The organism is Variovorax sp. 350MFTsu5.1, assembly GCF_048302515.1.
Classification (GTDB): Bacteria; Pseudomonadota; Gammaproteobacteria; order Burkholderiales; family Burkholderiaceae_C; genus Variovorax; species Variovorax guangxiensis.
On the sequence record NZ_CP157620.1, the window covers coordinates 5,109,534 to 5,132,901 of the forward strand.

The 23,368-nt window shown below is 67.2% G+C and carries 24 protein-coding genes; 13 read left to right on the plus strand and 11 right to left on the minus strand.

All coding sequences use genetic code 11. From position 1 onward, the window contains the following. Positions 1 to 220: 220 nt before the first annotated feature. From ABL843_RS23145 to ABL843_RS23165, 5 genes are all read left to right on the plus strand, one after another. Positions 221 to 2,521 (plus strand): NADP-dependent malic enzyme, encoded by a 2,301-nt coding sequence (locus ABL843_RS23145; RefSeq protein ID WP_126023463.1) that lies wholly within the window; start codon positions 221 to 223, stop codon positions 2,519 to 2,521. A gap of 207 nt (positions 2,522 to 2,728) precedes the next feature. Then, positions 2,729 to 3,760 carry an ABC transporter substrate-binding protein gene (locus tag ABL843_RS23150; protein ID WP_184641186.1) on the plus strand — a complete coding sequence of 344 codons (1,032 nt, stop codon included), beginning with the start codon at positions 2,729 to 2,731 and terminating at the stop codon, positions 3,758 to 3,760. Continuing rightward, on the plus strand, positions 3,760 to 4,614 hold the full coding sequence (locus ABL843_RS23155) for an ABC transporter ATP-binding protein (protein WP_418117476.1): 855 nt from the start codon (positions 3,760 to 3,762) through the stop codon (positions 4,612 to 4,614). Before ABL843_RS23150 ends, ABL843_RS23155 begins: the two co-directional genes overlap by 1 nt. Before the next feature lie 10 nt (positions 4,615 to 4,624). Beyond that, the gene (locus ABL843_RS23160) at positions 4,625 to 5,395 is read left to right on the plus strand and encodes an ABC transporter permease (protein WP_369661212.1); all 771 of its coding nucleotides are present in this window, start codon (positions 4,625 to 4,627) and stop codon (positions 5,393 to 5,395) included. 11 nt (positions 5,396 to 5,406) lie between these two features. Next, positions 5,407 to 6,006 (plus strand): putative immunity protein, encoded by a 600-nt coding sequence (locus ABL843_RS23165; RefSeq protein ID WP_418117477.1) that lies wholly within the window; start codon positions 5,407 to 5,409, stop codon positions 6,004 to 6,006. A 12-nt stretch (positions 6,007 to 6,018) separates the two neighbouring features. Here ABL843_RS23165 and ABL843_RS23170 read toward each other — a convergent pair whose 3' ends face one another. After that, entirely contained in the window at positions 6,019 to 6,243 is a 225-nt protein-coding gene (locus ABL843_RS23170; protein WP_369661210.1) for an oxidoreductase-like domain-containing protein, read from the minus strand. A 73-nt stretch (positions 6,244 to 6,316) separates the two neighbouring features. Here ABL843_RS23170 and ABL843_RS23175 point away from each other — a divergent pair, with 73 nt between their 5' ends. Next, a complete protein-coding gene (locus ABL843_RS23175) occupies positions 6,317 to 7,489 on the plus strand; it encodes an acyltransferase family protein (RefSeq protein ID WP_418117478.1) in 1,173 nt (390 codons plus the stop codon). Here ABL843_RS23175 and ABL843_RS23180 read toward each other — a convergent pair. Beyond that, a complete protein-coding gene (locus ABL843_RS23180; RefSeq protein WP_418117479.1) occupies positions 7,425 to 8,777 on the minus strand; it encodes a sensor histidine kinase in 1,353 nt (450 codons plus the stop codon). The genes ABL843_RS23175 and ABL843_RS23180 overlap by 65 nt on opposite strands. Positions 8,778 to 8,784: 7 nt before the next feature. Next, positions 8,785 to 9,468 (minus strand): response regulator, encoded by a 684-nt coding sequence (locus ABL843_RS23185; RefSeq protein WP_369661207.1) that lies wholly within the window; start codon positions 9,466 to 9,468, stop codon positions 8,785 to 8,787. A gap of 126 nt (positions 9,469 to 9,594) precedes the next feature. Between ABL843_RS23185 and ABL843_RS23190 the strand changes: the two genes are divergently transcribed. Then, positions 9,595 to 10,293: a phosphatase PAP2 family protein gene (locus ABL843_RS23190; protein WP_418117480.1), complete on the plus strand. Its 699-nt coding sequence runs from the start codon at positions 9,595 to 9,597 to the stop codon at positions 10,291 to 10,293. Between the two features lie 4 nt (positions 10,294 to 10,297). On the opposite strand, the gene lpxO is transcribed toward ABL843_RS23190, so the two are convergent. The 3 genes from lpxO to ABL843_RS23205 form a co-directional block, all read right to left on the minus strand. Further along, on the minus strand, positions 10,298 to 11,194 hold the full coding sequence (gene lpxO, locus ABL843_RS23195; protein WP_126023442.1) for a lipid A hydroxylase LpxO: 897 nt from the start codon (positions 11,192 to 11,194) through the stop codon (positions 10,298 to 10,300). Positions 11,195 to 11,305: 111 nt separating this feature from the next. Continuing rightward, positions 11,306 to 12,733 (minus strand): sensor histidine kinase, encoded by a 1,428-nt coding sequence (locus ABL843_RS23200; protein ID WP_126023441.1) that lies wholly within the window; start codon positions 12,731 to 12,733, stop codon positions 11,306 to 11,308. Beyond that, a complete protein-coding gene (locus ABL843_RS23205) occupies positions 12,730 to 13,413 on the minus strand; it encodes a response regulator (RefSeq protein ID WP_184641178.1) in 684 nt (227 codons plus the stop codon). The genes ABL843_RS23200 and ABL843_RS23205 overlap by 4 nt, the downstream gene beginning before the upstream one ends. 231 nt (positions 13,414 to 13,644) lie before the next feature. Here ABL843_RS23205 and ABL843_RS23210 point away from each other — a divergent pair, with 231 nt between their 5' ends. Then, positions 13,645 to 14,718, plus strand: coding sequence for an alpha/beta fold hydrolase (locus tag ABL843_RS23210; RefSeq protein WP_418117481.1), 1,074 nt, complete (start codon positions 13,645 to 13,647; stop codon positions 14,716 to 14,718). Position 14,719: 1 nt separating this feature from the next. Here the strand turns inward: ABL843_RS23210 and ABL843_RS23215 are convergent, their stop codons facing one another. Then, complete coding sequence (locus ABL843_RS23215; RefSeq protein WP_418117482.1) at positions 14,720 to 15,622, minus strand: NAD(P)-dependent oxidoreductase; 903 nt, start codon at positions 15,620 to 15,622, stop codon at positions 14,720 to 14,722. Positions 15,623 to 15,747: 125 nt separating this feature from the next. Between ABL843_RS23215 and ABL843_RS23220 the strand changes: the two genes are divergently transcribed. After that, complete coding sequence (locus tag ABL843_RS23220) at positions 15,748 to 16,101, plus strand: winged helix-turn-helix transcriptional regulator (RefSeq protein ID WP_176662848.1); 354 nt, start codon at positions 15,748 to 15,750, stop codon at positions 16,099 to 16,101. A gap of 241 nt (positions 16,102 to 16,342) precedes the next feature. On the opposite strand, the gene ABL843_RS23225 is transcribed toward ABL843_RS23220, so the two are convergent. From ABL843_RS23225 to ABL843_RS23235, 3 genes are read right to left on the minus strand one after another with little or no spacing between them, the layout of a single operon-like run. Beyond that, positions 16,343 to 16,744 (minus strand): OsmC family protein, encoded by a 402-nt coding sequence (locus ABL843_RS23225; RefSeq protein WP_184641173.1) that lies wholly within the window; start codon positions 16,742 to 16,744, stop codon positions 16,343 to 16,345. Further along, positions 16,741 to 17,268, minus strand: coding sequence for a GNAT family N-acetyltransferase (locus ABL843_RS23230; RefSeq protein WP_184641172.1), 528 nt, complete (start codon positions 17,266 to 17,268; stop codon positions 16,741 to 16,743). Before ABL843_RS23230 ends, ABL843_RS23225 begins: the two co-directional genes overlap by 4 nt. A gap of 22 nt (positions 17,269 to 17,290) precedes the next feature. Further along, positions 17,291 to 17,758, minus strand: coding sequence for a winged helix-turn-helix transcriptional regulator (locus ABL843_RS23235; protein ID WP_019656974.1), 468 nt, complete (start codon positions 17,756 to 17,758; stop codon positions 17,291 to 17,293). Between the two features lie 128 nt (positions 17,759 to 17,886). Here ABL843_RS23235 and ABL843_RS23240 point away from each other — a divergent pair, with 128 nt between their 5' ends. Further along, positions 17,887 to 19,188, plus strand: coding sequence for a D-amino acid dehydrogenase (locus tag ABL843_RS23240; protein WP_418117484.1), 1,302 nt, complete (start codon positions 17,887 to 17,889; stop codon positions 19,186 to 19,188). Between the two features lie 130 nt (positions 19,189 to 19,318). Here the strand turns inward: ABL843_RS23240 and ABL843_RS23245 are convergent, their stop codons facing one another. After that, on the minus strand, positions 19,319 to 20,404 hold the full coding sequence (locus ABL843_RS23245) for a Rieske 2Fe-2S domain-containing protein (RefSeq protein ID WP_418117485.1): 1,086 nt from the start codon (positions 20,402 to 20,404) through the stop codon (positions 19,319 to 19,321). Between the two features lie 347 nt (positions 20,405 to 20,751). Between ABL843_RS23245 and ABL843_RS23250 the strand changes: the two genes are divergently transcribed. The 3 genes from ABL843_RS23250 (at position 20,752) to ABL843_RS23260 (ending at position 23,289) form a co-directional block, all read left to right on the plus strand. After that, positions 20,752 to 21,792 (plus strand): ABC transporter substrate-binding protein, encoded by a 1,041-nt coding sequence (locus tag ABL843_RS23250; protein WP_418117486.1) that lies wholly within the window; start codon positions 20,752 to 20,754, stop codon positions 21,790 to 21,792. Then, on the plus strand, positions 21,789 to 22,322 hold the full coding sequence (locus ABL843_RS23255) for a nucleoside deaminase (RefSeq protein WP_184641168.1): 534 nt from the start codon (positions 21,789 to 21,791) through the stop codon (positions 22,320 to 22,322). Before ABL843_RS23250 ends, ABL843_RS23255 begins: the two co-directional genes overlap by 4 nt. Positions 22,323 to 22,458: 136 nt before the next feature. Further along, complete coding sequence (locus tag ABL843_RS23260; RefSeq protein WP_418117487.1) at positions 22,459 to 23,289, plus strand: urease accessory protein UreD; 831 nt, start codon at positions 22,459 to 22,461, stop codon at positions 23,287 to 23,289. Positions 23,290 to 23,368: the final 79 nt, after the last annotated feature.

The window sequence follows — 23,368 nt, forward strand, 5'->3', positions numbered from 1 at the left end:
GTCGGCGATACCCCCGGCTCGATGCCCGGCTGGATGGCCGGTCCGTTAACCAGTTGGTAACGATCGGCAGTTTAGCGAACCCCAGAGCCCCCTCCCATCCGCCGGAACCCCGCCTTATCGAGCGGAAGCTATGGGTCCAGGCGTTTTCGGCATTTCCCCAGTAATAGGAGGCCCTGCTTTTGCGGTAGCCTCATTGCCCGTCAGAAACAAGGAGACTTTCATGGCTGCACCCCTTTCCCCCGCAGAAGAAGCACTTCGCGAGGCAGCGCGCGAATACCACCGCTCGCCCGTCAAGGGCAAGATCTCGATCACCCCGACCAAGCCCCTGCTGAACCAGCGCGACCTGTCGCTGGCCTATTCGCCCGGCGTGGCCTATCCCTGTCTCGACATCGCCGCCGACCCGGCAACCGCCTCCGAATACACCGCCCGCGGCAACCTCGTGGGCGTAGTCACCAACGGCACCGCCGTGCTGGGCCTGGGCGACATCGGCCCGCTGGCCGCCAAGCCCGTGATGGAAGGCAAGGGCTGCCTGTTCAAGAAATTCGCCGGCATCGACGTGTTCGACATCGAGCTGGCAGAGCGCGACCCCGACAAGCTGGTCGACATCATCGCGGCGCTGGAGCCGACGCTGGGCGGCATCAACCTGGAAGACATCAAGGCGCCCGAGTGCTTCTACATCGAGAAGAAGCTGCGCGAGCGCATGAACATCCCGGTGTTCCACGACGACCAGCACGGCACGGCCATCATCTCGGCCGCCGCCCTGCTCAACGGCCTGGAGCTGGTGGGCAAGAAGATCGAGGAAGTGAAGATCGCCGTCTCGGGCGCGGGCGCAGCCGCCATCGCCTGCCTGGACGTGATGGTCGGCCTGGGCGCCAAGCCCGCCAACATCCACGCCTGCGACTCCAAGGGCCTGATCTACATGGGCCGCGCGGGCGGTTTCGACGAATCCAAGGCACGCTACGCCCAGAAAGACACCGGCGCCCGCACCCTGGCCGACGTGGTGAAGGACGCCGATGTGTTCCTGGGCTGCTCGGCCCCGGGCGTGATGACCGCCGAGATGGTCAAGACCATGGCGAGCCAGCCCATCATCCTGGCGCTGGCCAACCCCGAGCCCGAGATCCGCCCCGAGCTCGCCAAGGCCGTGCGGCCCGACTGCATCATCGCCACCGGCCGTTCGGACTACCCGAACCAGGTCAACAACGTGCTGTGCTTCCCGTACATCTTCCGCGGCGCGCTCGACTGCGGCGCCAGCAAGATCACCGAAGAGATGAAGCTGGCCTGCGTGCGCGAGATCGCCGAGCTCACCAAGGCCGACATCAGCGAAGAGGTGGCCACCGCCTACGCCGGCCAGGAACTCTCCTTCGGCCCCGACTACATCATTCCCAAGCCCTTCGACTCGCGCCTGATCCTGCGCATCGCGCCGGCCGTGGCCAAGGCAGCGGCCGCCTCGGGCGTGGCCACGCGCCCGATCGAGGACATGGACGCCTACCGCCAGCACCTGACGCGCTTCGTCTATCAGACGGGCATGTTCATGCGCCCGGTGTTCAGCGCCGCGAAGATCGCCACCGCCAAGCGCGTGGCGTACGCCGAGGGCGAGGACGAGCGCGTGCTGCGCGCCGCGCAGTGGGCCGTCGACGAAGGCCTGGCCAAGCCGATCCTGGTGGGCCGCCCCGCCGTGATCGACGCGCGCATCAAGAAGGCCGGCCTGCACATCCGCGCGGGCGTCGACTTCGAGATCGTCAACCCCGAGGACGATCCGCGCTTCCGCACCTACTGGGAGAGCTTCCACAAGATCATGGGCCGCCGCGGCGTGACGCCGGAGGCCGCCAAGACGATGGTGCGCCGCTCCAACACCACCATCGCCGCGCTGATGATGCACCTGGGCGACGCCGACGCCATGATCTGCGGCCTGGTCGGGCGCTTCGACGTGCACCTGGAGCACATCCGCAACCTGATCGGCCTGAAGCGCGGCGCGCCGGGCTTCGCGACGCTGAACGCGCTCACGCTCGACAAACGCACGGTGTTCATCACCGACACCAACGTGAACGAAGACCCCAGCGCCGAGCTGCTGGCCAGCATCGCGGTGATGGCCGCCGAGGAAGTGCGCCGCTTCGGCCTGCCGCCGAAGGTGGCGTTTCTCTCGCACTCGAACTACGGCACCTCCAGCCGCTCGTCGGCCCGCAAGATGCGGCTGGCGCGCGACCTGTTCGCGCAGATGGCGCCCGACATCGAATGCGACGGCGAGATGCACGGCGACGCGGCGCTGTCGGAGGAAATCCGCCGCACCGCACTGCCCGAGACCACGCTCAGCGGCGAGGCCAACCTGCTGGTGTGCCCGAACCTCGACTCGGCCCACATCCTCTACAACGTGCTGAAGATGACCGGCGCCAACGGCATCACCGTGGGCCCGGTGCTGCTGGGCGCCGCGAGTTCGGCGCACGTGCTCACGCCTTCGTCGACGGTGCGCCGCATCATCAACATGACTGCGCTGGCGGTGGCGAAGGTCACGGTCGACAAGTAAGAAGCGGGAAAGAAGCGGGCCTGGCGCCCGCTTTGAGTGCTCGAAACGCGGCCTCGGCCGCGTTTTTGCATTGACGGGGTGCAGATCGCGCCCTTGGCGCACTACTTCGATTCGCGAGGAAGGGTTCGCACCAATCACGTGCGGGCACCGTTTTTGCTTGAATGCAGAAGCATTCAATCCCCTTTCATCCAACGGATCGATCTCCGCATGAACAAGCGCCAACTGCTCCAGTCCTTCCTCGCCGCCTCGGCCATCAGCTTCGGCCTCGCACCGGCCTTTGCGCAGAGCCCGACGCCGATCAAGTTCCAGCTCGACTGGCGCTTCGAGGGACCGGCGGCGCTGTTCCTTCATCCCGCCGCCAAGGGCTACTTCAAGGCCGCGGGCCTCGACGTGACCATCGACGCGGGCAACGGCTCGGGCGGCACGGTCACGCGCGTGGCCTCGGGCGCCTACGACATGGGCTTCGCCGACCTTGCGGCGCTGATGGAGTTCCATGCCAACAACCCCGACAGCCCCAACAAGCCGGTCGCGGTGATGATGGTCTACAACAACACGCCGGCCTCGGTCATGACGCTCAAGAAGAGCGGCATCACCAAGCCTTCGGACCTCACGGGCAAGAAGCTCGGCGCGCCGGTGTTCGACGCGGGCCGCCGCGCCTTCCCGATCTTCGCCAAGGCCAACAACATCGGCACGGTCAACTGGACCGCCATGGACCCGACGCTGCGCGAGACCATGCTGATGCGCGGCGACATCGACGCCATCACCGGCTTCACCTTCACCTCGCTGCTCAACCTGGAAGCGCGCGGCGCCAAGACCGCCGACGTGGTGATCCTTCCCTACCCCGACTACGGCGTGAAGCTGTACGGCAACGTCATCATCGCCTCGCCCAAGCTCATCAAGGAGAACCCGGCGGCGGTGAAGAAATTCCTCTCGGCCTTCGCCAAGGGCGCGAAGGAAGTGATCGCCAATCCGGCCGTGGCCATCGAGTCGGTGAAGGCGCGCGACGGCATCATCGACAGCAAGCTCGAGACGCGCCGCCTGCAGCTGGCCATCGACACCGTCATCAACAGCGCCGATGCGCGCGCCGAGGGCTTCGGCGCGGTCAACGCGGGCCGCATGTCGCTGATGGCCTCGCAGGTTTCGGACGCCTTCAACACCAAGACGCGCGTGAGCCCCGACGCGGTGTGGACCGCAGCACTGCTGCCGCCCGCGGCCGAACTGAACATCCTGAAGAAGTGATGGCAGCCGCATCACAGGACGCGGCCCCCTTCGTCGACTTCCAGGACGTCTGGCTCGCCTACAACGAGGAGCTGCTGCGCGCCAACCACTTCGCGGTCGAGGCCATCGACCTGAAGGTGAAGCGCGGCGAGTTCATCGCCATCGTCGGGCCCTCGGGCTGCGGCAAGTCGACCTTCATGAAGCTCTCCACCGGGCTGAAGATGCCGTCGATGGGCAAGATCCGCATCGACGGCCAGCCGGTGACCGGGCCGCTGAAGATCTCGGGCATGGCCTTCCAGGCGCCCTCGCTGCTGCCGTGGCGCACCACGGTCGACAACGTGCTGCTGCCGCTGGAGATCGTCGAACCCTACCGCTCCAGCTTCAAGGCGAAGCGCAAGGAGTACGAGGAGCGCGCCCGCCGCCTGCTGCAGAAGGTGGGCCTGGGCGGCTATGAAGACAAGTTCCCGTGGCAGCTCTCGGGCGGCATGCAGCAGCGCGCGAGCATCTGCCGCGCGCTCATCCACGAGCCCAAGATGCTGCTGCTCGACGAGCCCTTCGGCGCGCTCGACGCGTTCACGCGCGAGGAGCTGTGGTGCATCCTGCGCGACCTCTGGACCGAGCAACAGTTCAACGTGATCCTGGTGACGCACGACCTGCGCGAATCGGTGTTCCTCGCCGACACGGTGTACGTGATGAGCAAGAGCCCGGGCCGCTTCGTCGTGAAGCGCGAGATCGACCTGCCGCGTCCGCGCGAGCTCGAACTCACCTATACCAAGGAGTTCACCGACATCGTGCTGGAACTGCGCGGCCACATCGGCGCCATCCGCAACACCGGCGCGAGCGCAGCCCAGTCCGCCGCGGCGGTGTCTCACTGAGGGCGCGCACATGAAGAACACCAAGCAAATCGAACGCTGGTCGCCCTGGCTGCTGCTCGTGGCGGTGATCCTGCTGTGGCAGGTGATCTGCTCGGCCTTCGAGGTTTCGGACTTCATCTTCCCGAGCCCGTGGCGCATCTGGAACCAGTTCTGGGAATTCAAGGAAGTCATCGCGGGCCACGCCTGGCGCACCTTCTGGGTCACGATGGCAGGCTTCGGCCTCGCAATCGTGGTGGGCGTGCTGCTGGGCTTCGTCATCGGCAGTTCGCGCATCGCGTACGCGGCGATCTACCCGCTCATGACGGCCTTCAACGCGCTGCCCAAGGCGGCCTTCGTGCCGATTTTGGTGGTGTGGTTCGGCATCGGCATCGGGCCGGCGATCCTCACGGCATTCCTCATCAGCTTCTTCCCGATCATGGTCAACATCGCGACCGGCCTCGCCACGCTCGAGCCCGAGCTCGAAGACGTGCTGCGCGTGCTCGGCGCCAGGCGCTGGGACGTGCTCATGAAGATCGGCCTGCCGCGCTCCATGCCCTACTTCTTCGGCTCGCTCAAGGTCGCGATCACGCTGGCGTTCGTGGGCACCACAGTCAGCGAGATGACGGCTGCCAACGAAGGCATCGGCTACCTGCTGATCTCGGCCGGCTCTGCCATGCAGATGGGCCTGGCCTTCGCCGGGCTGATGGTGGTGGGGGCGATGGCGATGCTGATGTACGAACTCTTCAGCGTGGTCGAGAAGCACACGACGGGGTGGGCGCATCGGGGGTCGCAGAACCAGTAGGCCTGTCGTCGTTGCCGCTGCGGCAGAATCCAGCCCGCAGCGGAGCTCTTCTTCCGCGAGAGCTCCAAGAGCAATGGATCACGCCCCCCAGCTCACCCCTTCTGACCAACGAAGACCTGCGCCAGATCGCACGCTGGGCCGCCGATTGCGCAGAGCGGGCGCTGCCGGTGTTCGAGGCGAGATCACCCGACGATGCAAGGCCGCGCGAGGCCATCGCGGCCGCGCGCACCTTCGCAGCCAGCGGAACACGCACTGCGAATCTTCGCAAAGTCGCTTGGGCTGCCTTGAAAGCTGCAGGGGAAGTGGACGATCCGGCAGCAGCGGCCGCGGCTCGGGCGGCATCAACCGCCGCCGCATCCGCCTACACCCATCCGATCGCGACGCCTCACCAGGTCAATCACATCCTGAGCCCTGCTGCCTACAGTGCATGCGCGATTGCGCTTGGCGCGGCTGACGAGACTGCCGCCGCCGAAGCGGAAATCCGATGGGCGCTCGAACAGGCATCGCCCACGGTTCGTCAGGTGGTGCAGCGAATGCCCGCGCGCGTTGCAGGCAAGAGCCGGATGAGCGCGCTGCTCCATCGGCTCGATATGAGCCTGCGAGGCAGATAGGCGCTCGGCGCCTCAGCCGAGCAGCAACGAGGCCTCGTCCCGCCAGTAAGCCACCGCGGCGAGCCACCCTTCCCACACACAGCCGTTGCAGCCCCGCCCGCAGCAGGTAGTCGGCTCTGGCGGTGGCGCGCGCATCGCGAGCCCTTCCGCATCGAGCTGCGCGCGAACGCGATCGATCAGCGCCTGTGCGCTGGCGAGGTCGATCGGGGGAAGAAGGTCTTGGTCGGCAAGAGGCATGGCGGCAGGCCCTATTGTCGGTGCTTCAGAAGCCCTTCAGCCGTCATGCCGCAGGCGATCACAGAATCGCGCGATGGCTTCTTCCGCCCCCCTTCCGCGCCTGACGCATGTGGACCTGCTGCGCGGATTGCTCGCGATCTTCGTGGTGCTGCTGCACGCCAACCTGCGCATTCCCTTCGCCCCCCCGGAGCTGAGCCAGTGGATGGGCTCCAGGGCCGGCGGCATCCTGTTTCGCAGCGGCTACTACGCGGTGATCGTGTTCTTCGTGGTCTCGGGCTACCTGATCACGAGCGCATCGATACGGCGCTGGGGCGATCTGTCACGCGTGCGGCCCGCGGCGTTCTACCACCTTCGCGCGGCGCGCATCCTGCCGCCGCTGTTGCTGCTGCTCGCGGTGCTGTCGGTGCTGCACATCGCGAGCAGCGCATGGTTCGCGCTCGACACATCCAAGGTCTCGCTGTGGCGGGCACTGCTGGCGGCGCTGGGGCTGCACATCAACTGGCTGGAGGCGCAGGTCGGCTACCTGCCGGGGCCGTGGGGCGTGCTGTGGTCGCTGTCGGTGGAGGAGGTCTTCTATCTCGGCTTTCCGCTGGTGTGCGTGCTGTGCGGCAGCGAGCGGCGGCTGGCACTGCTGCTGATCGTGCCCATCGTGCTCGGGCCGCTGGCGCGCAGCGTCTTCAGCGACAACGAGCTTTGGCAGGACCATTCGTACCTCTCGGGCATGGACGGCATCGCCTTCGGCTGCCTCGCCGCCCTGCTCGCGCATCGCGTGCCGCGCGTACCGACCGCGGCTGCGCGGCGTGCAGTGCTGCTTGTGGGCATGACGCTGGGCGTGACGGTCTTCTGCTTCCGCAAAGAGGTCTACCAGCTGGGCTTCACGCGCTTCGGGCTGCAGGTGACGCTGCTCGAGCTGGGCGTCGCGCTGATGCTGGCCGCGGCGCACTGGCGTCCCTGGGCATGGTGCGCCAGTGCCGCAGTTGCTCCGCTGAGTTGGTTCGGGCGCAACAGCTACGAGGTCTATCTGAGCCACATGTTCGTGGTGATTCCCGGCGCATGGCTCTTCCAGTGGCTGGGTGCGTCGCCCTCGTGGATTCCGGTGTGGTTCGTCGCGGTGGTCGCAGCCTCGGGCCTGCTGGGACATCTCGTCGCCCGGTGCTTCTCGGAACCCTGCAACCGCGCGCTCAGAGGTCGAGGCTCAGCTCCAGCCGCATCTTCGCTCCACCCGATTCGCTCGATCCGATCGTGAGCTGCCCGCCGTGCAGGCGCGCGACCTCGGCCACCAGATGCAGGCCCAGCCCCGCGCCACGCCCGCGCGGCACCAGCCGGTGGAATGGCGCCACCACGCGCTCGCGATCGGCCTCGGGAATGCCGGGGCCGGAGTCGAGCACCTCGAAGCCCGAGGGCTCCCACAGCCGCACCTGGATGTCGCAGCCCTGTCCGCCATGCTCGATGGCGTTCTGGATCAGGTTGCTCAGCGCGCGCTCCAGCGAGGGCGCGTCGCCGCGCACCCACAGTGGCTTCGGCGCTTCCACCGACAGCGTGCAGCGGTTCATGATGGCCAGCGGCGCGATGTCGCCCGCCACGCGTTCGCACAGCGCCTTCAGGTCGACCTGCTGGCGGTCTTGCACCGCCACGTGGTCCAGCCGCTGCAGGTCTAGCAGCTGCTCGGCAAGCGTGGCGAGCCGCGCCGAGGCCTGCATGAGCTTCACCTTGAGCGGGCCGTCCTGCAGGCCTTCGAGATGGATCTGCAGCGTGGTAATGGGCGTGCGCAGCTCGTGCGCGGCGTCGGCCAGGAAGCGCTCCTGCCGGTCGTAGCCTTCGTTGAGGCGGTCGAAGGCGCGGTTCACGGCGTTGACCAGCGGGCGGATCTCGCTCGCCACATTGGCCAGCGGCAGCCGCGTGGTGCGCTCGTGCACGTCGATGCTCTCGGCATGCTCGGCCGTGGCCACCACACCCTTGAGGCCGCGCTTCACGACGAAGGGCGTGGCCAGGATCACGCCGAGGCAGGTCACCAGCGCCATCGGCGCCACCAGGAAAAGGAAGGCGATGGCGGTGCCCTTGAGCGTGTTCTTCACGGTCAGGGGGCTGCCCGTCTGCGTCATCACAGCCACCAGGCCCGCGCGCGTTTCCACGCGATCGAAACGGGCCTTGGGCCGGGTGTTGTCGCTCTCGGGGTTGATGGCCATGCGCTCCATGCCGTCGAGCGAATCGAAGAGCCTGGCGTAGCTGGGCGGCACGTCGCCGTTGCGCAGCTCCGCGCCATGGCTGTCACGCGCGATGAACCAGAAAGGAGGATCGGCCTCCCGCAGGCGCTGAACCTCCGGCGTGGGCTCGATCGCCAGTTTTCCGTCGGGGCCGCGCACCAGCGCGCGCTGGATGGCCGTGATGGTCTCCTGCCCGGTCTCGTCGACCACGCGGCCCAGCACCCAGGCCAGGCCGAGAAAGCCACCCATCACCAGCGTGCCGACCACCACCTGCAGCAGGATCAGGCTCCAGATCAGCTGCCAGCGCAGCGAGAGCAGGCCTTGTCTCATGCGACCGTCATGCCGCCGGGCGGGCCGCGCAGATCAGGTAGCCCACGCCGCGGATGGCATGGATCTCGACCTGCGCACCGGCCTTGTCGAGCTTGGAGCGCAGGCGAGACACGTGCGTGTCGAGCGCGTTCGACTGGATGTCGTCCGCATGGCCGTACACGCGGTCCTGCATGGCCTCGCGCAGCACGGTGCGTCCACGATGCTCCAGCAGCGCTTCCAGCACCAGCAGCTCACGGCGCGGCAGCGTGAGGCACTCTTCGCCGACATGGGCCTGCCGCGTGTGATGGTCGAAGCGCAGCTGCCCCAGCGTCATGACGAGGTTCGCACGCACCGCGGGGCGCCGCGCCAGTGCACGCACGCGCGCCATGAGCTCGTCCATGGAGAAGGGCTTGGCGAGATAGTCGTCCGCGCCGCCGTCGAGGCTCAGCACGCGTTCCGCCACGTCGGTCATGGCTGTGAGTACCAGCACGGCGGCGGGAATGTCGTTCTGGCGCAGGAACGCCACCAGCGAGAGGCCGTCACCGTCGGGCAGGCCACGGTCGAGCACGATCACGTCGTGCTGCGCCGACAGCGCCGCGTCTTCGGCTTCGCGCAGCGAGCCCGCCACGTCGACCACCGCCTGGTTCTGCCGCAGCGCCGAGGCCAGGGCTTGAGCCAGATCGACTTCGTCTTCGACGAGCAGGATTCGCATGGGAGTACGTAGAAAAGGGAGACCACTGAAAGGCCTGGCAGAGGCCAGGGCCGGCCATTCTAGGAGAGGCCTTTTCTGCAACCGGCGCAATGTTCACGCAATGCAGTTGCATAAGCTGCAACGCCGATGACCCGTCGCGCCGCGCCCTCCTCACCCTTCCCCTCCTCGTGTCCTACACCCTGGTACGGGGCAGTGGGCCGTCGCATCGCCACGCACTGGGTGGCGAAGATGATCGGCACCACGGCGGGCATCACGGGCTTCTTCGTCCTCTACTTCTGGGTGATGCACAACCCGCCGACGCCGCCCACCGTGATGCCGCTCACCGCGCTCGACCACTGGGTGGGCGTGAGCGACGAGGCGATGCTGCTGTACGGCTCGCTCTGGTTCTACATCTCGCTGCCGTCCGCCTTCGCCAAGGACTGGGCCGAGTTGCGCGCCTGTGCGCGCGATGCCGCACTGATGGCGGGCATGGGCCTGGTGGTGTTCTGGTTCTTTCCGACGACAGTGCCGGCATTCGCGGTCGACTGGGCGCAATACCCGTCGCTGATGTTCCTCAAGAACGCCGACGCGGGCGGCAATGCCTTCCCGTCGTTGCACGTGGCCTTCGCTGTGTTCACCGCGGTGCTTCTGCAGCGTCAGCTTCGCGAGGTGCGCGCGCCGGCCTGGGTGCGCGTGCTCAATGTGCTGTGGGCCCTGGGAATCGTCTATTCGACACTGGCGACGCGCCAGCATGTGCTGCTCGACGTGCTCGGCGGCACGCTGCTGGCGACCGTCGTGAGCCGGGCAGGCACCGGGCGCACCCGGCTGACATGGAACGAGGCCTGAGCCCTTACCAGAAGATCCAGAGCGCCAGGCCGCCGAAGATGGCCCACTTCACGAGGTAGTACACGCGCTTGTCCCAGGCCTTCAGGCGCTTGCCGACCACGCGGATCTGGTAGATGTACTTGAACGCGCGGTTGATGCCGCCGGTCTTGTCGCCGGCATCGTTGGGCGATGCGGCCGCGGCCAGCAGGTTCTTCGCGAACCAGCGGTTCACCGCGCTGGCCCATCGGTACTTCAGGGGGCGCTCGATGTCGCAGAACAGGATCACGCGGTCGTGGTCGGTCGTGTTCTCGGCGTAGTGGATGTAGGTCTCGTCGAACACCACGGCCTCGCCGTCGCGCCAGTGGTAGCGCTGGCCGTCCACGTCGATGTAGCAGCCCTCGACGCCCGGCGTCCACAGGCCCAGGTGGTAGCGCAGCGAACCGGCGAAGGGATCGCGGTGGCGCACGAGGCGGCTGCCCGGCGGCAGCTCGGCGAACATGGCGGCCTTGATGGTGCCGATGCCCTTCAGCAGCTCGGTGGTGCGCGGGCACAGCACGGCGGCCGAGGGGTGCGCATCGTCGTACCACTTCAGGTAGAAGCGCTTCCAGCCGCTCTTGAAGAAGGAGTTGAAGCCCACGTCGTTGAACTGGCTCGACGCCTTGATGCTGCCGCCGTTGCGCATGGCCAGCGCCTCCTCGCGGATCACTTCCCAGTTTTCCTCGAGCACGCGCATCTCGGGGAACTCGGCAGGCGACAGGTAGGGCGTACCCGGCACCTTCGAGAAAAGGTACATGAAGACGTTCAGCGGCGCCAGGAAGGTCGAGTGATCAGAGAGCTGCCTGAAGAAACGATGCCGTACCTGGCCGCGGAAATGAACGTAGAGCGCGCTGAGCGCGAAGATGGCAAGAATGACCCACTTCATGGGAAAGTGTCCTGTAAACAGCGCCGGGTAGTGTAATTCCTCGCCCCAATTCGGGGCTGACCACGCCCTTTATGCCCTTCGGCCCCTTTCGGCCATGCACCGGGGAAGGTTTCAGCTGCACAGCATGGGTTGCGGCGCATCGGCGGTAGCCAGCGGCAGGCGCACGGTGGCCAGCAGGCCGCCGCTCGCGGTTTCGCCCAGCGCCACCTCGCCGCCGTGCCGGTCGACCACCGACTTGACGATGGCCAGCCCCAGCCCGCTGCCGCTCTGGCTCTGGTCGGGGTTGCGGAAGAAACGGTCGAACACCCGCTCGCGCAGCGCGGCCGGCACGCCGGGGCCCTGGTCCGCCACCGTCAGCAGGGCCTGCTCGCCATCGCGCGACACATGCACGACCACCGTACCGTCGGGCGGGCTGTACTTGATGGCGTTGTTGATGAGGTTGTCGATCATCGAAACCAGGCTTTCGCGCTCGCCGAGCACCGGCACGCGGTCTTCGCAGACCAGCTCGAGCTCGATGTTGCGCGAGCTGGCCAGGCTCTCGATCATGGCCAGGCGGTCCTGCACCAGCGCGTCGAGCGACAGCATCACGGGCAGGGTGTTGTCCGAGACCGCGTCGCTGCGCATCAGCTGCAGCAACTGCCCCACAAGGCGCGCCGCGCGGTCGTTGCTGCGCAGCAGGTTGCCCATGAGCTCGCGCTGGTGCTCGTCGGTGCTCTGCTCCTTCAGTGCCTCCACGTTCACGCGCATCGCGGCCAGCGGCGTCCGCAGCTCGTGCGCGGCGTCTGCGATCAGGCTGCGCTCGCGCGATGTGCTGTCGCGCACCCGCTGCAGCAGGCTGTTGATGCTCTGCACCAGCGGCTGCAGCTCCTTGTGCGGTGGGGTGTACGACAGCGGCGTGAGGTCGGCCGGCCCGCGCTCGGCGGTCTCCTGGCTCACGCGGCGCCAGGGCCGCAGCGCGAGGCGCACCGAAAGCCACGCGGGAAACACCAGGAAAGGCAGGCTGATGACCAGCGGCAGCAGGTAGTAGCCGCGATACATCACGGTGACGGTGAGCCGCCAGACGCTGGGCTCCGCCAGCATCACGCGGATGTCGGAGTCGGGCGAGGCGATCGTGCGCGCGCGCCATTCGCGGTTGCCCGCCTTCACGGTCTCGATGAGGTTCGGCGCGGTGTTGAGGATGACGGGCACGGCCGCCGTCGAGCGGTAGACCAGCCTGTCGCCCTGCCACACCTGCATGACGGGCGAGGTATCGGAGGCCGCGTCGCCGTCACCGATGGTCTCGAGCAGCGCGGCGTCGAAGGCGGCGAGCGTCTCCTGCTGCTTGTCGGGCCGGTCGGCGGTGTTCTTCGCGATGGAAATCACCGTCTGGAAGATCTTCTCGAACTTCAGCAGCTCGGGGTCTTCGTAGGAGTCGTACAGCAGAAGCGCGATGGCCATGGTCCACAGCAGGGCGACCACGCCCATCTGCGCAAGCAGCAGGCGCCGCATCAGGGAAGGTTGTTTCCAGTTCTTCCAGCGCTGCGCCAGCGCCTGAATCATTTCTGCGTGCTCCGCGCCAGCGATTGCACGTCGATCACGTAGCCGATGCCACGCACCGTGCGGATGTAGCCCTGGCCGATCTTCTTGCGCAGGTTGGAGATGTGCACCTCGAGCGAATTGCTGCCGTTGGCCTGGCCGCCGGGCAGCACCTGCTCTTCCATCACGCGACGCGTGACCACGCGGCCGGTGCGCTTGAGCAAGAGCGCCAGCAGGTCGAACTCGCAGCGCGATAGCTCGACCGGCTCCCCGTCGACGATCACGCCGCGCGTGGGCTCGTGCAGCGCCAGCCCGCGCATGCGGATGGTCTCGTCGTTGAAGCCGTAGCTGCGGCGCGCGAGCGCACGAACACGCGACAGCAGCTCGGCCAGCGCGAAGGGCTTGACCAGGTAGTCGTCGGCGCCGTCGTCCAGGCTGCGCAGCCGGTCGTTGAGCGCGTCGCGCGCGCTGAGCACCAGCACCGGCAATATCTGGCGGTCGCGGCGCAGGCGGAACAGCAGGTCGAGCCCGTCGCCGTCCGGCAGGCCGAGGTCGAGCAGCACCATGTCGAAAGTGCCGCCCTCGAGCGTGCGCAGGGCGTCGTCGAGCCTGCGGACCCACACCACATCCATGCCTTGATTGGCCAGCGCGATGCGCACGCCATTGCCGAGGTCAAGGTCGTCCTCAACAAGCAAGAGATTCATGAGCCTCCACGTGAACTGAACACTCCGCTTCCGGAATGTGGCGGAAGTATCTGCCAGGCGCCAAGGCGGTACTTCAGGAAATCTTCATGAATGCCGAAGCAGGTCTTCAGGTGCGGCCGGGACACTGGAGCCATCCCCTGCACACGGAAACGGAACACCCAAGTGAATCGATTGCCCTCCCTGCCGGCACGTACTGCCCGAGCGGACCGCTACCGCCCACGGCGCCGTGACGTGCTCCATGCCATTGGCCTGACCGGCCTTGCGAGTCTCGCGGCCTGCGGTGGCGGCGGGCATGGTCATGGCGGCGTAGAGGTTGGCGGCGTCGGCACCGGCGGTGGCGGCAAGCCCACGGTCATCGACCGCCGGGTAAAGGTGTCGGCCACACCCGAAGTCTCGCTGCAGGTGCGCGACTGGCAGCCGCCCGGCAGCAGCACAGGGCCTGTCATCGTGCTGCTGGCAGGACTCGGCGGCAATGCGCGCTACTTCGACAGCCTCGCTCCCGCGCTGGCCGCCAGGTCGCGCGTGATCGCGATCAGCCGGCGCGGCTACGGTCTTTCGAACAAGCCGATGCCGGTGAAGACCGCCACGCAGTTCTACGAGGTGGATACGCTGGTTGCCGACCTGAAGGCGGTGCTCGATGCGCTGGGCGTGCAACGCGTGGTGCTGGGAGGCCACTCGATTGCGGGCAACGAACTCACCCGCTTCGCGGGCCTTTACCCCGGCCGGACGCAGGGCCTGATCTATCTCGACACAACCTTCGACTACACCGTCGACGGCGACAGCGGCGGAGAAAAGATTCCAGAGAACCCGCTGCTCGACGAGCCCAGGCCGACGCTGAATGACGGCCGCTCGCTGCAGGCTGCCATTGCCTTCTTCCGGCGCAACTCGAAGAACTGGTGGCCTCCGCTGGAGGCGAACCTGCGCGATGCGGTCGACATCCATGGCGATGGCAGCGTGAGCCTCAACACCCCTGATGAAGTGGAGACCGCCATGCACGCTGCTTCCCGTTCCTATTCGCCCGACTACAAGGCCGTACGCGCGCCCTCGCTTGTCGTGACTGCCCTGCCTTCCGACAACCGCGACATGTTCCCATGGCTGGAATTGCCGCTGGATGCGAAGACGCAGAAAGACGCTGCCGACTACCTGCGCATCTTTCGCCGCGCGTCCATCACGAATTCGAACCAGCTCGTGGCAGCGCTCGACACGCCCAATCGCCTGACCCTGGACCACGCCAACCACGGCGACTTCATCATGGAGCGCGAAGCCGAAGTGCTGCGTGCGATCCAGTTCATGACATGGGCCTGAGCTATGCCTGCACGCCATTCACGCGAAGCAGCTTGATCAGCGCCGCGAGTTCCTCGCCACCCAGGCCGGCCTCGTCCGCTCGCCGGAAGATGCCCGCCGCGAAGGCCGGAAACTCGGTATCGATGCCCGAGGTTTGCGCCGTCTCCAATATGCGTTTCGTCGCCTCGACCGAGATGCGCATCGGGCTCTGCGAAATGGCGAAGTCGCCCGACTGGATGACGGAGCCTTCGTGCTGAAGAAAGCCGGCGAAGGTCGGCATGATGCCCGCGACGATGCGGCCGTATTCGGCCACGTCGAAGCCTTCGTGCTCGGCAATGCGCGCGCCGTGGATGAAGCCGAGCATCGTGCCGTAGATGGTGGAGAGCGTGGCGAGGTCCATGGCGGCCGCCGCGCTCGCGGCCTCGCCGAGGTAGACGATGCCGCCGGCCAGCGCCTCCAGCCACGGCCGCGCCTCGTCGTACGCAGGGCGCGCGCCCGATACCAGCAGCGGCGTGTCGGGCCGGCCCATCTGGTCGGGCGCGGCCTGGATGGCGCCTTCGACGTACGCGGCGCCGTGCTTGTGCGCCCATGCATGGGCATCTCGCGCGTCCTGCGGGCTGCCGGTGGTCAGCTGCACAAGCAGGCGGCCGTCCATGGCGGCGGCCACGCCGTCCATCGCGAGGATGGCCTCGGCGGCGCGGTAGTCGTAGACGCACATCACGACCACACGCGCAGCGCGCACGGCCTCGCTCGCGCTGCGCGCCAGCACCGCGCCCTTGGCGACCAGCGCGCCGGCCTTGTCGGCGCTTCGGTTCCACACCGTGACCTTGTAGCCCTGGTCCAGGTAGATCTGCGCGATGGCTGCGCCCATGGCGCCCAGGCCCAGGACGCTGACTTCCTTGATGTCGCTGCTCTTGCTGCTCATGACGATTCGCTTGATGGTTGTGAAGATGGACGCATCGTAGAAATTGAGCTCCGATATGGTCAAGTACCTACAATTAAGTGAGGTACTTACCAAAATGTATGTATTACCTACTGATGGGGATGAAGATGAAATCCAGGAAACCCTACAACTGCGGCATCGGCCCGGCCTTCGACGTCATCGGCGGCAAGTGGAAGGCGGTGATCCTGTGGGAGTTGCATGTGCAGCCCCTGCGCTTCGGCGAGCTGAAGCGGGCGCTGCCCGACATCAGCGAGAAGATGCTGATCCAGCAGCTGCGCGAGATGGAGACCGACGGCATCGTCCACCGCGAGGTGTTCCATGAAGTGCCGCCGCGCGTGGAGTACTCGGAAACGAAGCTGGGCGCCACGCTCAATGCCGCGCTCGCCCCGCTGGCCGACTGGGGTGACCGCTATGCCAAGCGCGTGGAAGCCGCGCGCACGCGGGCCGAGGCCGCGAAGTGACGACGACACGGGCGAAGACCGCGGCCGCGCTGCTCTTGCTGTGCGCCGCCCTGCATGCTTCGCCGGGCACGGCGCAGACGGCGTGCATGCCTTCGCCCTCCTGGCTGGGTCGCCGATGCGCTCCGCGCCCGAAGCGGCCACAGCGGCGGCATCGACGGCTTCACGAGCATCGTGGCCTGTGGGCGCTGCTGCGCGCGCGATGCGCACTTATCGCGCGCTGCAGTGACCGGAAGGAGCGGGTTCAGTCAGCCCAGCCGGTCTCGATCTCGGTCTTCACCTCGGTCATGAGCTTGTGCACCGGGCACTTGCCGGCCACGCGCAGCAGCTCGTCGCGCTGCGCCTCGCTCAGGTTGCCGCTCAGGCGCAGACCCGACTTGAGGCGGTAGACGCCCTTGCGCTCCTCGCTGTCGTCGCGATCGACCACCACTTCGATGTCTTCCACCGGAATGCCCTTGCGGCGCGCGTAGATCAGCACGGTGAGCGCCTTGCAGGCCGCAAGCGATGCGTCGTACAGGTCGTGCGGCTCCGGGCCGGCGTCGCTGCCGCCGCCTGTAGGAGAAGCATCGACCGGGATCTCGTGGTTGCGGATCTTCAGGATGTGGCGCGTGCCGGTGATGCCATCGCGGCGGATCGAGATGCTCATGGGTGTGTCCTTGGGGAGTGTGTTGGGGTAAGGGGAGAAAGCGTCTTCACGTACAGGATGGTCGTGAAACCGCTGTGCCATTCGAGATCGGGGTAACGGTCGGCTTCGCGGTAGCCGAGCGCGATATAGAAGCCCTGGCTCTGCGTGTTGAAGGTGTCGGTCTCCAGGCGCGCCAGCGCCACGCCTTCGGTGCGCATGCCGTCCTCGGCGAAGGCCATCAGGGCCCGGGCGATGCCCTTGCGCTGGTGTGCGGCCGGCACGTGCAGGGCATGCACGAAGTCTTGCTCCCAGTGCACCATGCCGACCACCTCGCCGTCGATCTCGGCCACGAAGAAGGCCGGGCCCTTCTCGTCGATGTAGCCCACGGGCGCGCCGCTGTCGCGGTAGGCCTTCGCGGCCTCGGGCGTGAGCTGCGGCAGCCAGGTGCCGGCGAAGGTGTCGTCGAGGATGGCCTTCACCGCGTCGAAGTCGTCGAGGCGCCATGGCCGGATGGTGACGTCCGGAACGTCGTTGTTCGTGCTCATTGGTTCGGCGATTCAGCGGTTATCAGCGGTCCACGGCCAGCATCAGCGTTTCCTTGATTTCCTCCATCACCACGTAGCTGTGCGACTCTGCAGCCACCGGCAGCTTCTTGAGGATGTCGCCCAGCAGGTGCCGGTATTCGCTCATGCCGCTCAGCCGCGCCTTCACGAGGTAGTCGAAGCTGCCCGACACCAGGTGGCATTCGAGCACCTCGGGCATGTGCAGCAGCTCCTTGCGGACCTTGTCGAACACGTCGCCCGACTTGGCCGAGAGCTTGATTTCCACGAACACCAGCAGCGTGCGGCCCAGCGCCTCGGGCGACACGTGGGCGTGATAGCCGGTGATGACGCCGTCGCGCTCCATGCGCTTCACGCGCTCGGCGCAGGGCGAGGCCGACAGGCCGATGTGCTCGGCCAGTTCGGTCATCGACATGCGCCCCTGGCGCTGCAGGACGTCGAGGATCTTGCGGTCTATGCGGTCGAGTTCGGGCATTTCACTCCGGGGGCGGCCTTGGAAGGTTCGCGGCAGTGTATTCCACTGCCGAATCGAGTAAATCAGTGGAATCCACTGCCTTGAGGACTTTAGATTCCATTCATTCCATCTGAATCGGCGAATACACCATGAAAGTCATCGTTCTCGGCGGCGGCGTGATCGGCACCACCACGGCCTACTACCTCGCCCGCTCGGGCGCCGAAGTCACCCTGCTCGACCGGCAGGCCGGCCCCGCCGAGGAAACCAGCTTCGGCAACGCCGGCCAGGTGTCTCCCGGCTACTCCACGCCGTGGGCCGCGCCGGGCATTCCGCTGAAGGCGATCAAGTGGATGTTCAAGAAGCACGCGCCGCTGTCGATCCGCCCCGACGGCACGCTGTTTCAGCTGCGCTGGATGGCCGCCATGCTGCGCAACTGCTCGCCCGAGGCCTACGCGGTGAACAAGGAGCGCATGATGCGCGTGGCCGAATACAGCCGCGGCTGCCTGCAGCAGCTGCGCGCCGACACCGGCCTGCAGTACGAGCAGCGCACCGGCGGCACGCTGCAACTCTTCCGCACGCAGGCCCAGCTCGACGCGGTGCAGCGCGACATCGCGGTGCTCGAGGAATGTGGCGTTCCCTATGAACTGCTCGACCGCGACGCGCTCGCCCGTGTCGAGCCCGCGCTGGCCGGTGCGCGCGACCGGCTCACCGGCGGCCTGCGGCTGCCCAACGACGAAACCGGCGACTGCCACCTCTTCACCCGCGGCCTTGCCGAGATCGCACGCGGCCTGGGCGTGGACTTCCGCTTCGGCCAGACCATCGCCGCGCTCGAGACCGACGGCGGCCGCATCACCGGCGTGCGCACCACCGCCGGCAAGATCCTCACGGCCGACCGCTACGTGATGGCCTTCGGCAGCTACTCGCGCGCCGCCATCGCCTCGCTGGGCCTGGACATTCCGGTGTACCCGGTCAAGGGCTACTCGCTCACGGTGCCGCTCGTCGACGAATCGCTCGCGCCACAGTCGACCGTGCTCGACGAGACCTACAAGGTGGCCGTCACGCGCTTCGACAACCGCATCCGCGTGGGCGGCATGGCCGAACTCGGCGGCTTCGACCTGCGCCTGAACCCTGCCCGCCGCGCCACGCTCGAAAAGGTCGTTACCGACCTGTTCCCCGGCGGCGACGTGCCGAACGCCACCTTCTGGACCGGCCTGCGCCCGATGACGCCCGACAGCACGCCCATCGTCGGCGGCACGCGCTACGCGAACCTGTTCCTCAACACCGGCCACGGCACCCTGGGCTGGACCATGGCCTGCGGCTCGGGCAAGCTCATCTCCGACATGGTGATGGGCCAGCGCCCCGAGATCCGCACCGACGGCCTGGCGATGGACCGCTACGAATCGGGCCCGTCGCGCGTCCAGCAACCGCGCCCTGCTTCAGTCACTGCCTGAGGAGGCGGGGCCAGAACGCAGAAGTCGCGAAAACCACGCAGAAATCGCAGAAGGAAAAGCAATAATTCTTTTGATCCCTTCTGCGACTTCTGCATAACTTTTGTCTTTCTTCTGCGTTCGGATCCCGAATTCAAGCAGCCTTCGCAATGGGAATCACGGCGTTCTCGTCCATCCCGCGATAGACCTCCGCCTCCCCGTGCTTCGCAAGCAGCTGCATCAGGTGCTTGCGGATCAGCATCCCGGGCCGGTCCGACTCCATCGAATACTCCACGCCGCGCCGGCGCGTGTCGACCAGCGCGTCGGGATCGGTCGATTCGAGGATGTCCTTGTCCTCGCGCGTGATCACCTCGTCGAAGTCGATCAGCATCTGCGCGGTGCAATCGGCCTCCGTGTCGTTGCGGAACAGCCACTGGCACAGCTGCATGCGGCCGTCGTCGATGGGCGTGAAACAGTTGATGATGATGTGACGCACGCCGCTGGGGTACTCGATGTCGAGCCGGCGCGAGAACGGCAGGAAGTACGCGTTGCGCATGTGGCGCGTGGTGATGGGGTCGGTCACGCCGCTGATCGCGTGGAACTTCACCGGGTTGGTCGCGTCGATGATCGTCTCGGCGTAGAAGCCCGAGTCGTTCTCCACCAGTTCGTACTTGCTCGGCTTCGGGCTCGCGGCCACGCCGAAGGTGGCGCGGTGCACGAAGCTGAAGTGCGAATTGTCGAAGGAGTTCTCCAGCGCGCGCATCGGGCTGGTCTGCCACTCCTCGTAGAACTGGAAGATGGTGCGGTAGCCCGGGTCGTCGAACTCCGGAATCGAGGGGATGTCGGCGATGGGCTCCTCCAGTGCCACCCATGCGTAGCCGTAGCGCGCGGTGCAGCGGTAGGCGGTGGTGCGGTACTCGGGCGAGATCCTGCGGTCGGCCTCGTACTGCGGAATGCGGATGACCTGGCCGCTGCGGTCGTAAGTCCAGCCGTGGTAGCCGCACTGGATCGCGCCGGTGCCGCAGGCCTGGCCTTCGCCGTCCACGCACCAGCCCTTGGAGAGCCTCGCGGTGCGGTGGCAGCAGCGGTCGCGCAAGGCGGCGGGCTGGCCGTCCGAGTCGATGAAGAGGACGATGTCTTCGCCCAGCAGCCTGAAGGGCTTCGGGCCGTTGGCCAGTTCGGTCAGCGGCATGACGGCATGCCAGAACTTGCGGAAGACGGGTTGACGGGTGACGAGCATGCGCGGACTCCTTCTGTGGTCGTGTGGGGACGAACTGAAAGAGCAATTTCCTGCCTGGACCCGGCGATGCCGGCGGCTGAACGCTTCTACTCTGCGCAAGCTGCCCTGCAAGTTGCGCGCCCGGATTGTGCGCGCGACCGGCCACGCCTCCAAGCCCCAGGCCCAATCCCGAGCAAAAGCCCTTGGCATGCCTCGTGCATCACCGCCCGCAAGAGTAGAAGCGTTCAGCAGCGCACGCACCACGACTGTGCGCCCGCCCGGAAATTGCTCTTGAAACGCCCGCCGCCTTTCTTCCTTCACCGGGAAAGGGCGACCGGATTCAAGACACGAAGCTTCCGAGGCCCCACATGCAACGTCGACCCTTCCTCGCGGCCACTACCGCAACCATCGCAGCCATCGCCGCCCCCGCCGTGCTTGCGCAGAACGGCAAGCTCACCCCGCTCAAGTTCACGCTCGACTTCCGCATCAACGGGCAGACCGCGCCCTTCTTCCTCGCGCTGGCCAAGGGCTACTACAAGGACGAAGGGCTGGACGTGAGCATCGACACCGGCGCCGGCTCGGTCGCCTCCATCACGCGCATCGCCAGCGGCGTCTACCAGCTGGGGCTGGGCGACATCAGCTCGCTGGTCGAGTTCAACGCGCAGAACCCCGGCACGCCGATGGTGCAGGCCGTCTACCAGTACTACAACCGCGCACCGTTCGCGATCATCGGCCGCAAGGACCGCGGCGTGACCGGCGACTTCAGGAGCCTCGCGGGCAAGAAGGTCGCGGCCGCCGCCGTCGAATCGACGCGCCGCGCATGGCCGCTGGTGGCGCGCAAACAGGGCATGCGCGCCGACGCCTTCCAGTGGCAGACCACGGACTTCAGCGCGCGCGACAACGTGATGGTGCGCGGCGACGTCGATGCCGCCACCTACTTCCACGACTCGGCCGTCTCGCTCTTCGCGCGCATAAAGCCCGAGGAGCTGTCGGTGCTCAAGTACGCGGACGCGGGCGTGAACCTGTATGGCAACGCCATCCTCGCGGGCAGCAACCTCATCGCGCAGAACCCGAAGGTGGTGGCCGCCTTCCTGCGCGCGAGCAATCGCGCCATCGTCGAGACCTTCGCCAACCCGGCGCCCAGCATCGCCGCGATGCGGCAGCGCGAGCCCATCCTCGATGAGAAAATCGAACTCGAGCGCTGGGGCATTACCGCGCAGTACGTCGGCGCGGCCGACACGCAAGGCCATGGCCTCGGCGACATCAGGAAGCTCACGCTGGAGCAGCAGGTCGACGAGGTGGCCGAAGTCTTCGGCCTGAAGGTCAAGCCCGCGTCCGACGCCATCTTCAACACTTCGATGCTCCCATCGCGCAGCGAACGCACTCTTCCGAAATCCTCCAAGGCATGAACGATTCCATCGACAGCAACAGCATCGGCACCTTCTATCCGCCAGAGACCGCCCTCGACGAACGCGACGGCCGCTACCTGCGCAAGGCCATCGTGTGGTCGCACGCGGCGCGGCGCAGGGGCAACCGGCCCTTCGGCTGCGTGATCGTCTCGGCCGCCGGCGAAGTGCTCTCCGAGGCCGGCAACAGCAACACCGAGACCGGCGACTGCACCGCCCACGCCGAGGTAAACGCACTGCGCGCGCTGGCCGGGCGCGGGCTCTCTCGCGAGGAACTGGCCGGCGCCACGCTCTACGCCTCGGGCGAGCCCTGCGTGATGTGCGCGGGCGCGATCTTCTGGTCGAACATCGGCCGCGTGGTCTTCGGCATCGACGCCGAGCGGCTGCGCGTGTTCCGCGGCGAGCGGCAGGACCAGCGCGATGCGGAGCTGTCGTGCCGCGATGTGTTCCGCGCCTCGCCGCATCCCATCGAGTGCATAGGCCCCGCTCTCATCGATGAAGCCAGCGCCGCCCACGACGGCGCCTGGAAATAGGACTCGCCCCCAGGCTGCGCGCACTTCGTGTCGCTTCGCCAACCCCCTTCCGGGGGCAACACCTGCGGCCCGGCAAAGCCGGTTCCGCGGTGTTCCACGAAAAATCCGCTCGGCTGGCACGCTCTAGACTCTCTCAATGCCCTGGCACGCCCGTCTCCATCTCTCCTACCAGCAGGAATCCGCCCGCACCGTCGCCCGCTTCCGCCATGACGGCCCGCTGCGCATCCTGCAGAGCCTTTATCCCGAGGGCGATGCCGTCTGCCACAACGTGCTGGTGCATCCGCCCGGCGGGCTGGTGGGCGGCGACACGCTCGACATCGACATCGAGGGCGCCGACGGCAGCCACGGGCTCATCACCACGCCCGGCGCCTCGCGCTTCTACCGCAGCGAGGGCGAGCTGGCGCTGCAGCGCACCCGCATCCGCCTTGCGGCAGGCGCGCGGCTCGAATGGCTGCCGCTCGAAGCCATCTGCTACAGCGGCTGCCAGGCCGAGAACCGGCTCGGCATCGAGGTCGAGCCCGGCGCCGAACTGATCGGCTGGGACGTGACCGCGCTGGGCCTGCCCAACGCCGGCCAGCCCTTCGAGCGGGGCTCTTTCCTGCAGCACATCGAGGTGCCCGGCATCTGGCTGGAGCGCGGTCGCATCGACGCGGCCGACCACCGGCTGCTGCAGAGCCCCATCGGCCTGGGCGGCCACCGCTGCATGGCGTCGCTCTTCTTCGTGGCGGGCTCGCCGGTGGCGCGCGCCCGGCGCGATGCCCTGCTCGCGCATGCGCGCACGCTGCTCGAGGGGAGCCCCCTGGCCGAGAGCGCCGGGGCCACCAGCCCGCATGCCGAGGTGGTGGTGCTGCGCGTGCTGGCGCCCGTGGTCGAGCCTGCGATGCAGCTGCTGCGGCAGGTCTGGCAGGCCTGGCGTGGCGAGCTGTGGCAGTTGCCTGCGGCCACGCCGCGCATCTGGTCGACCTGAAGCGGTTTCTCTGCGCGCACCGGCCACCAGGGCCGAATCTGTAGGCGCCGTCTGACGGACAGCCGCCGCGCAAAGGCGC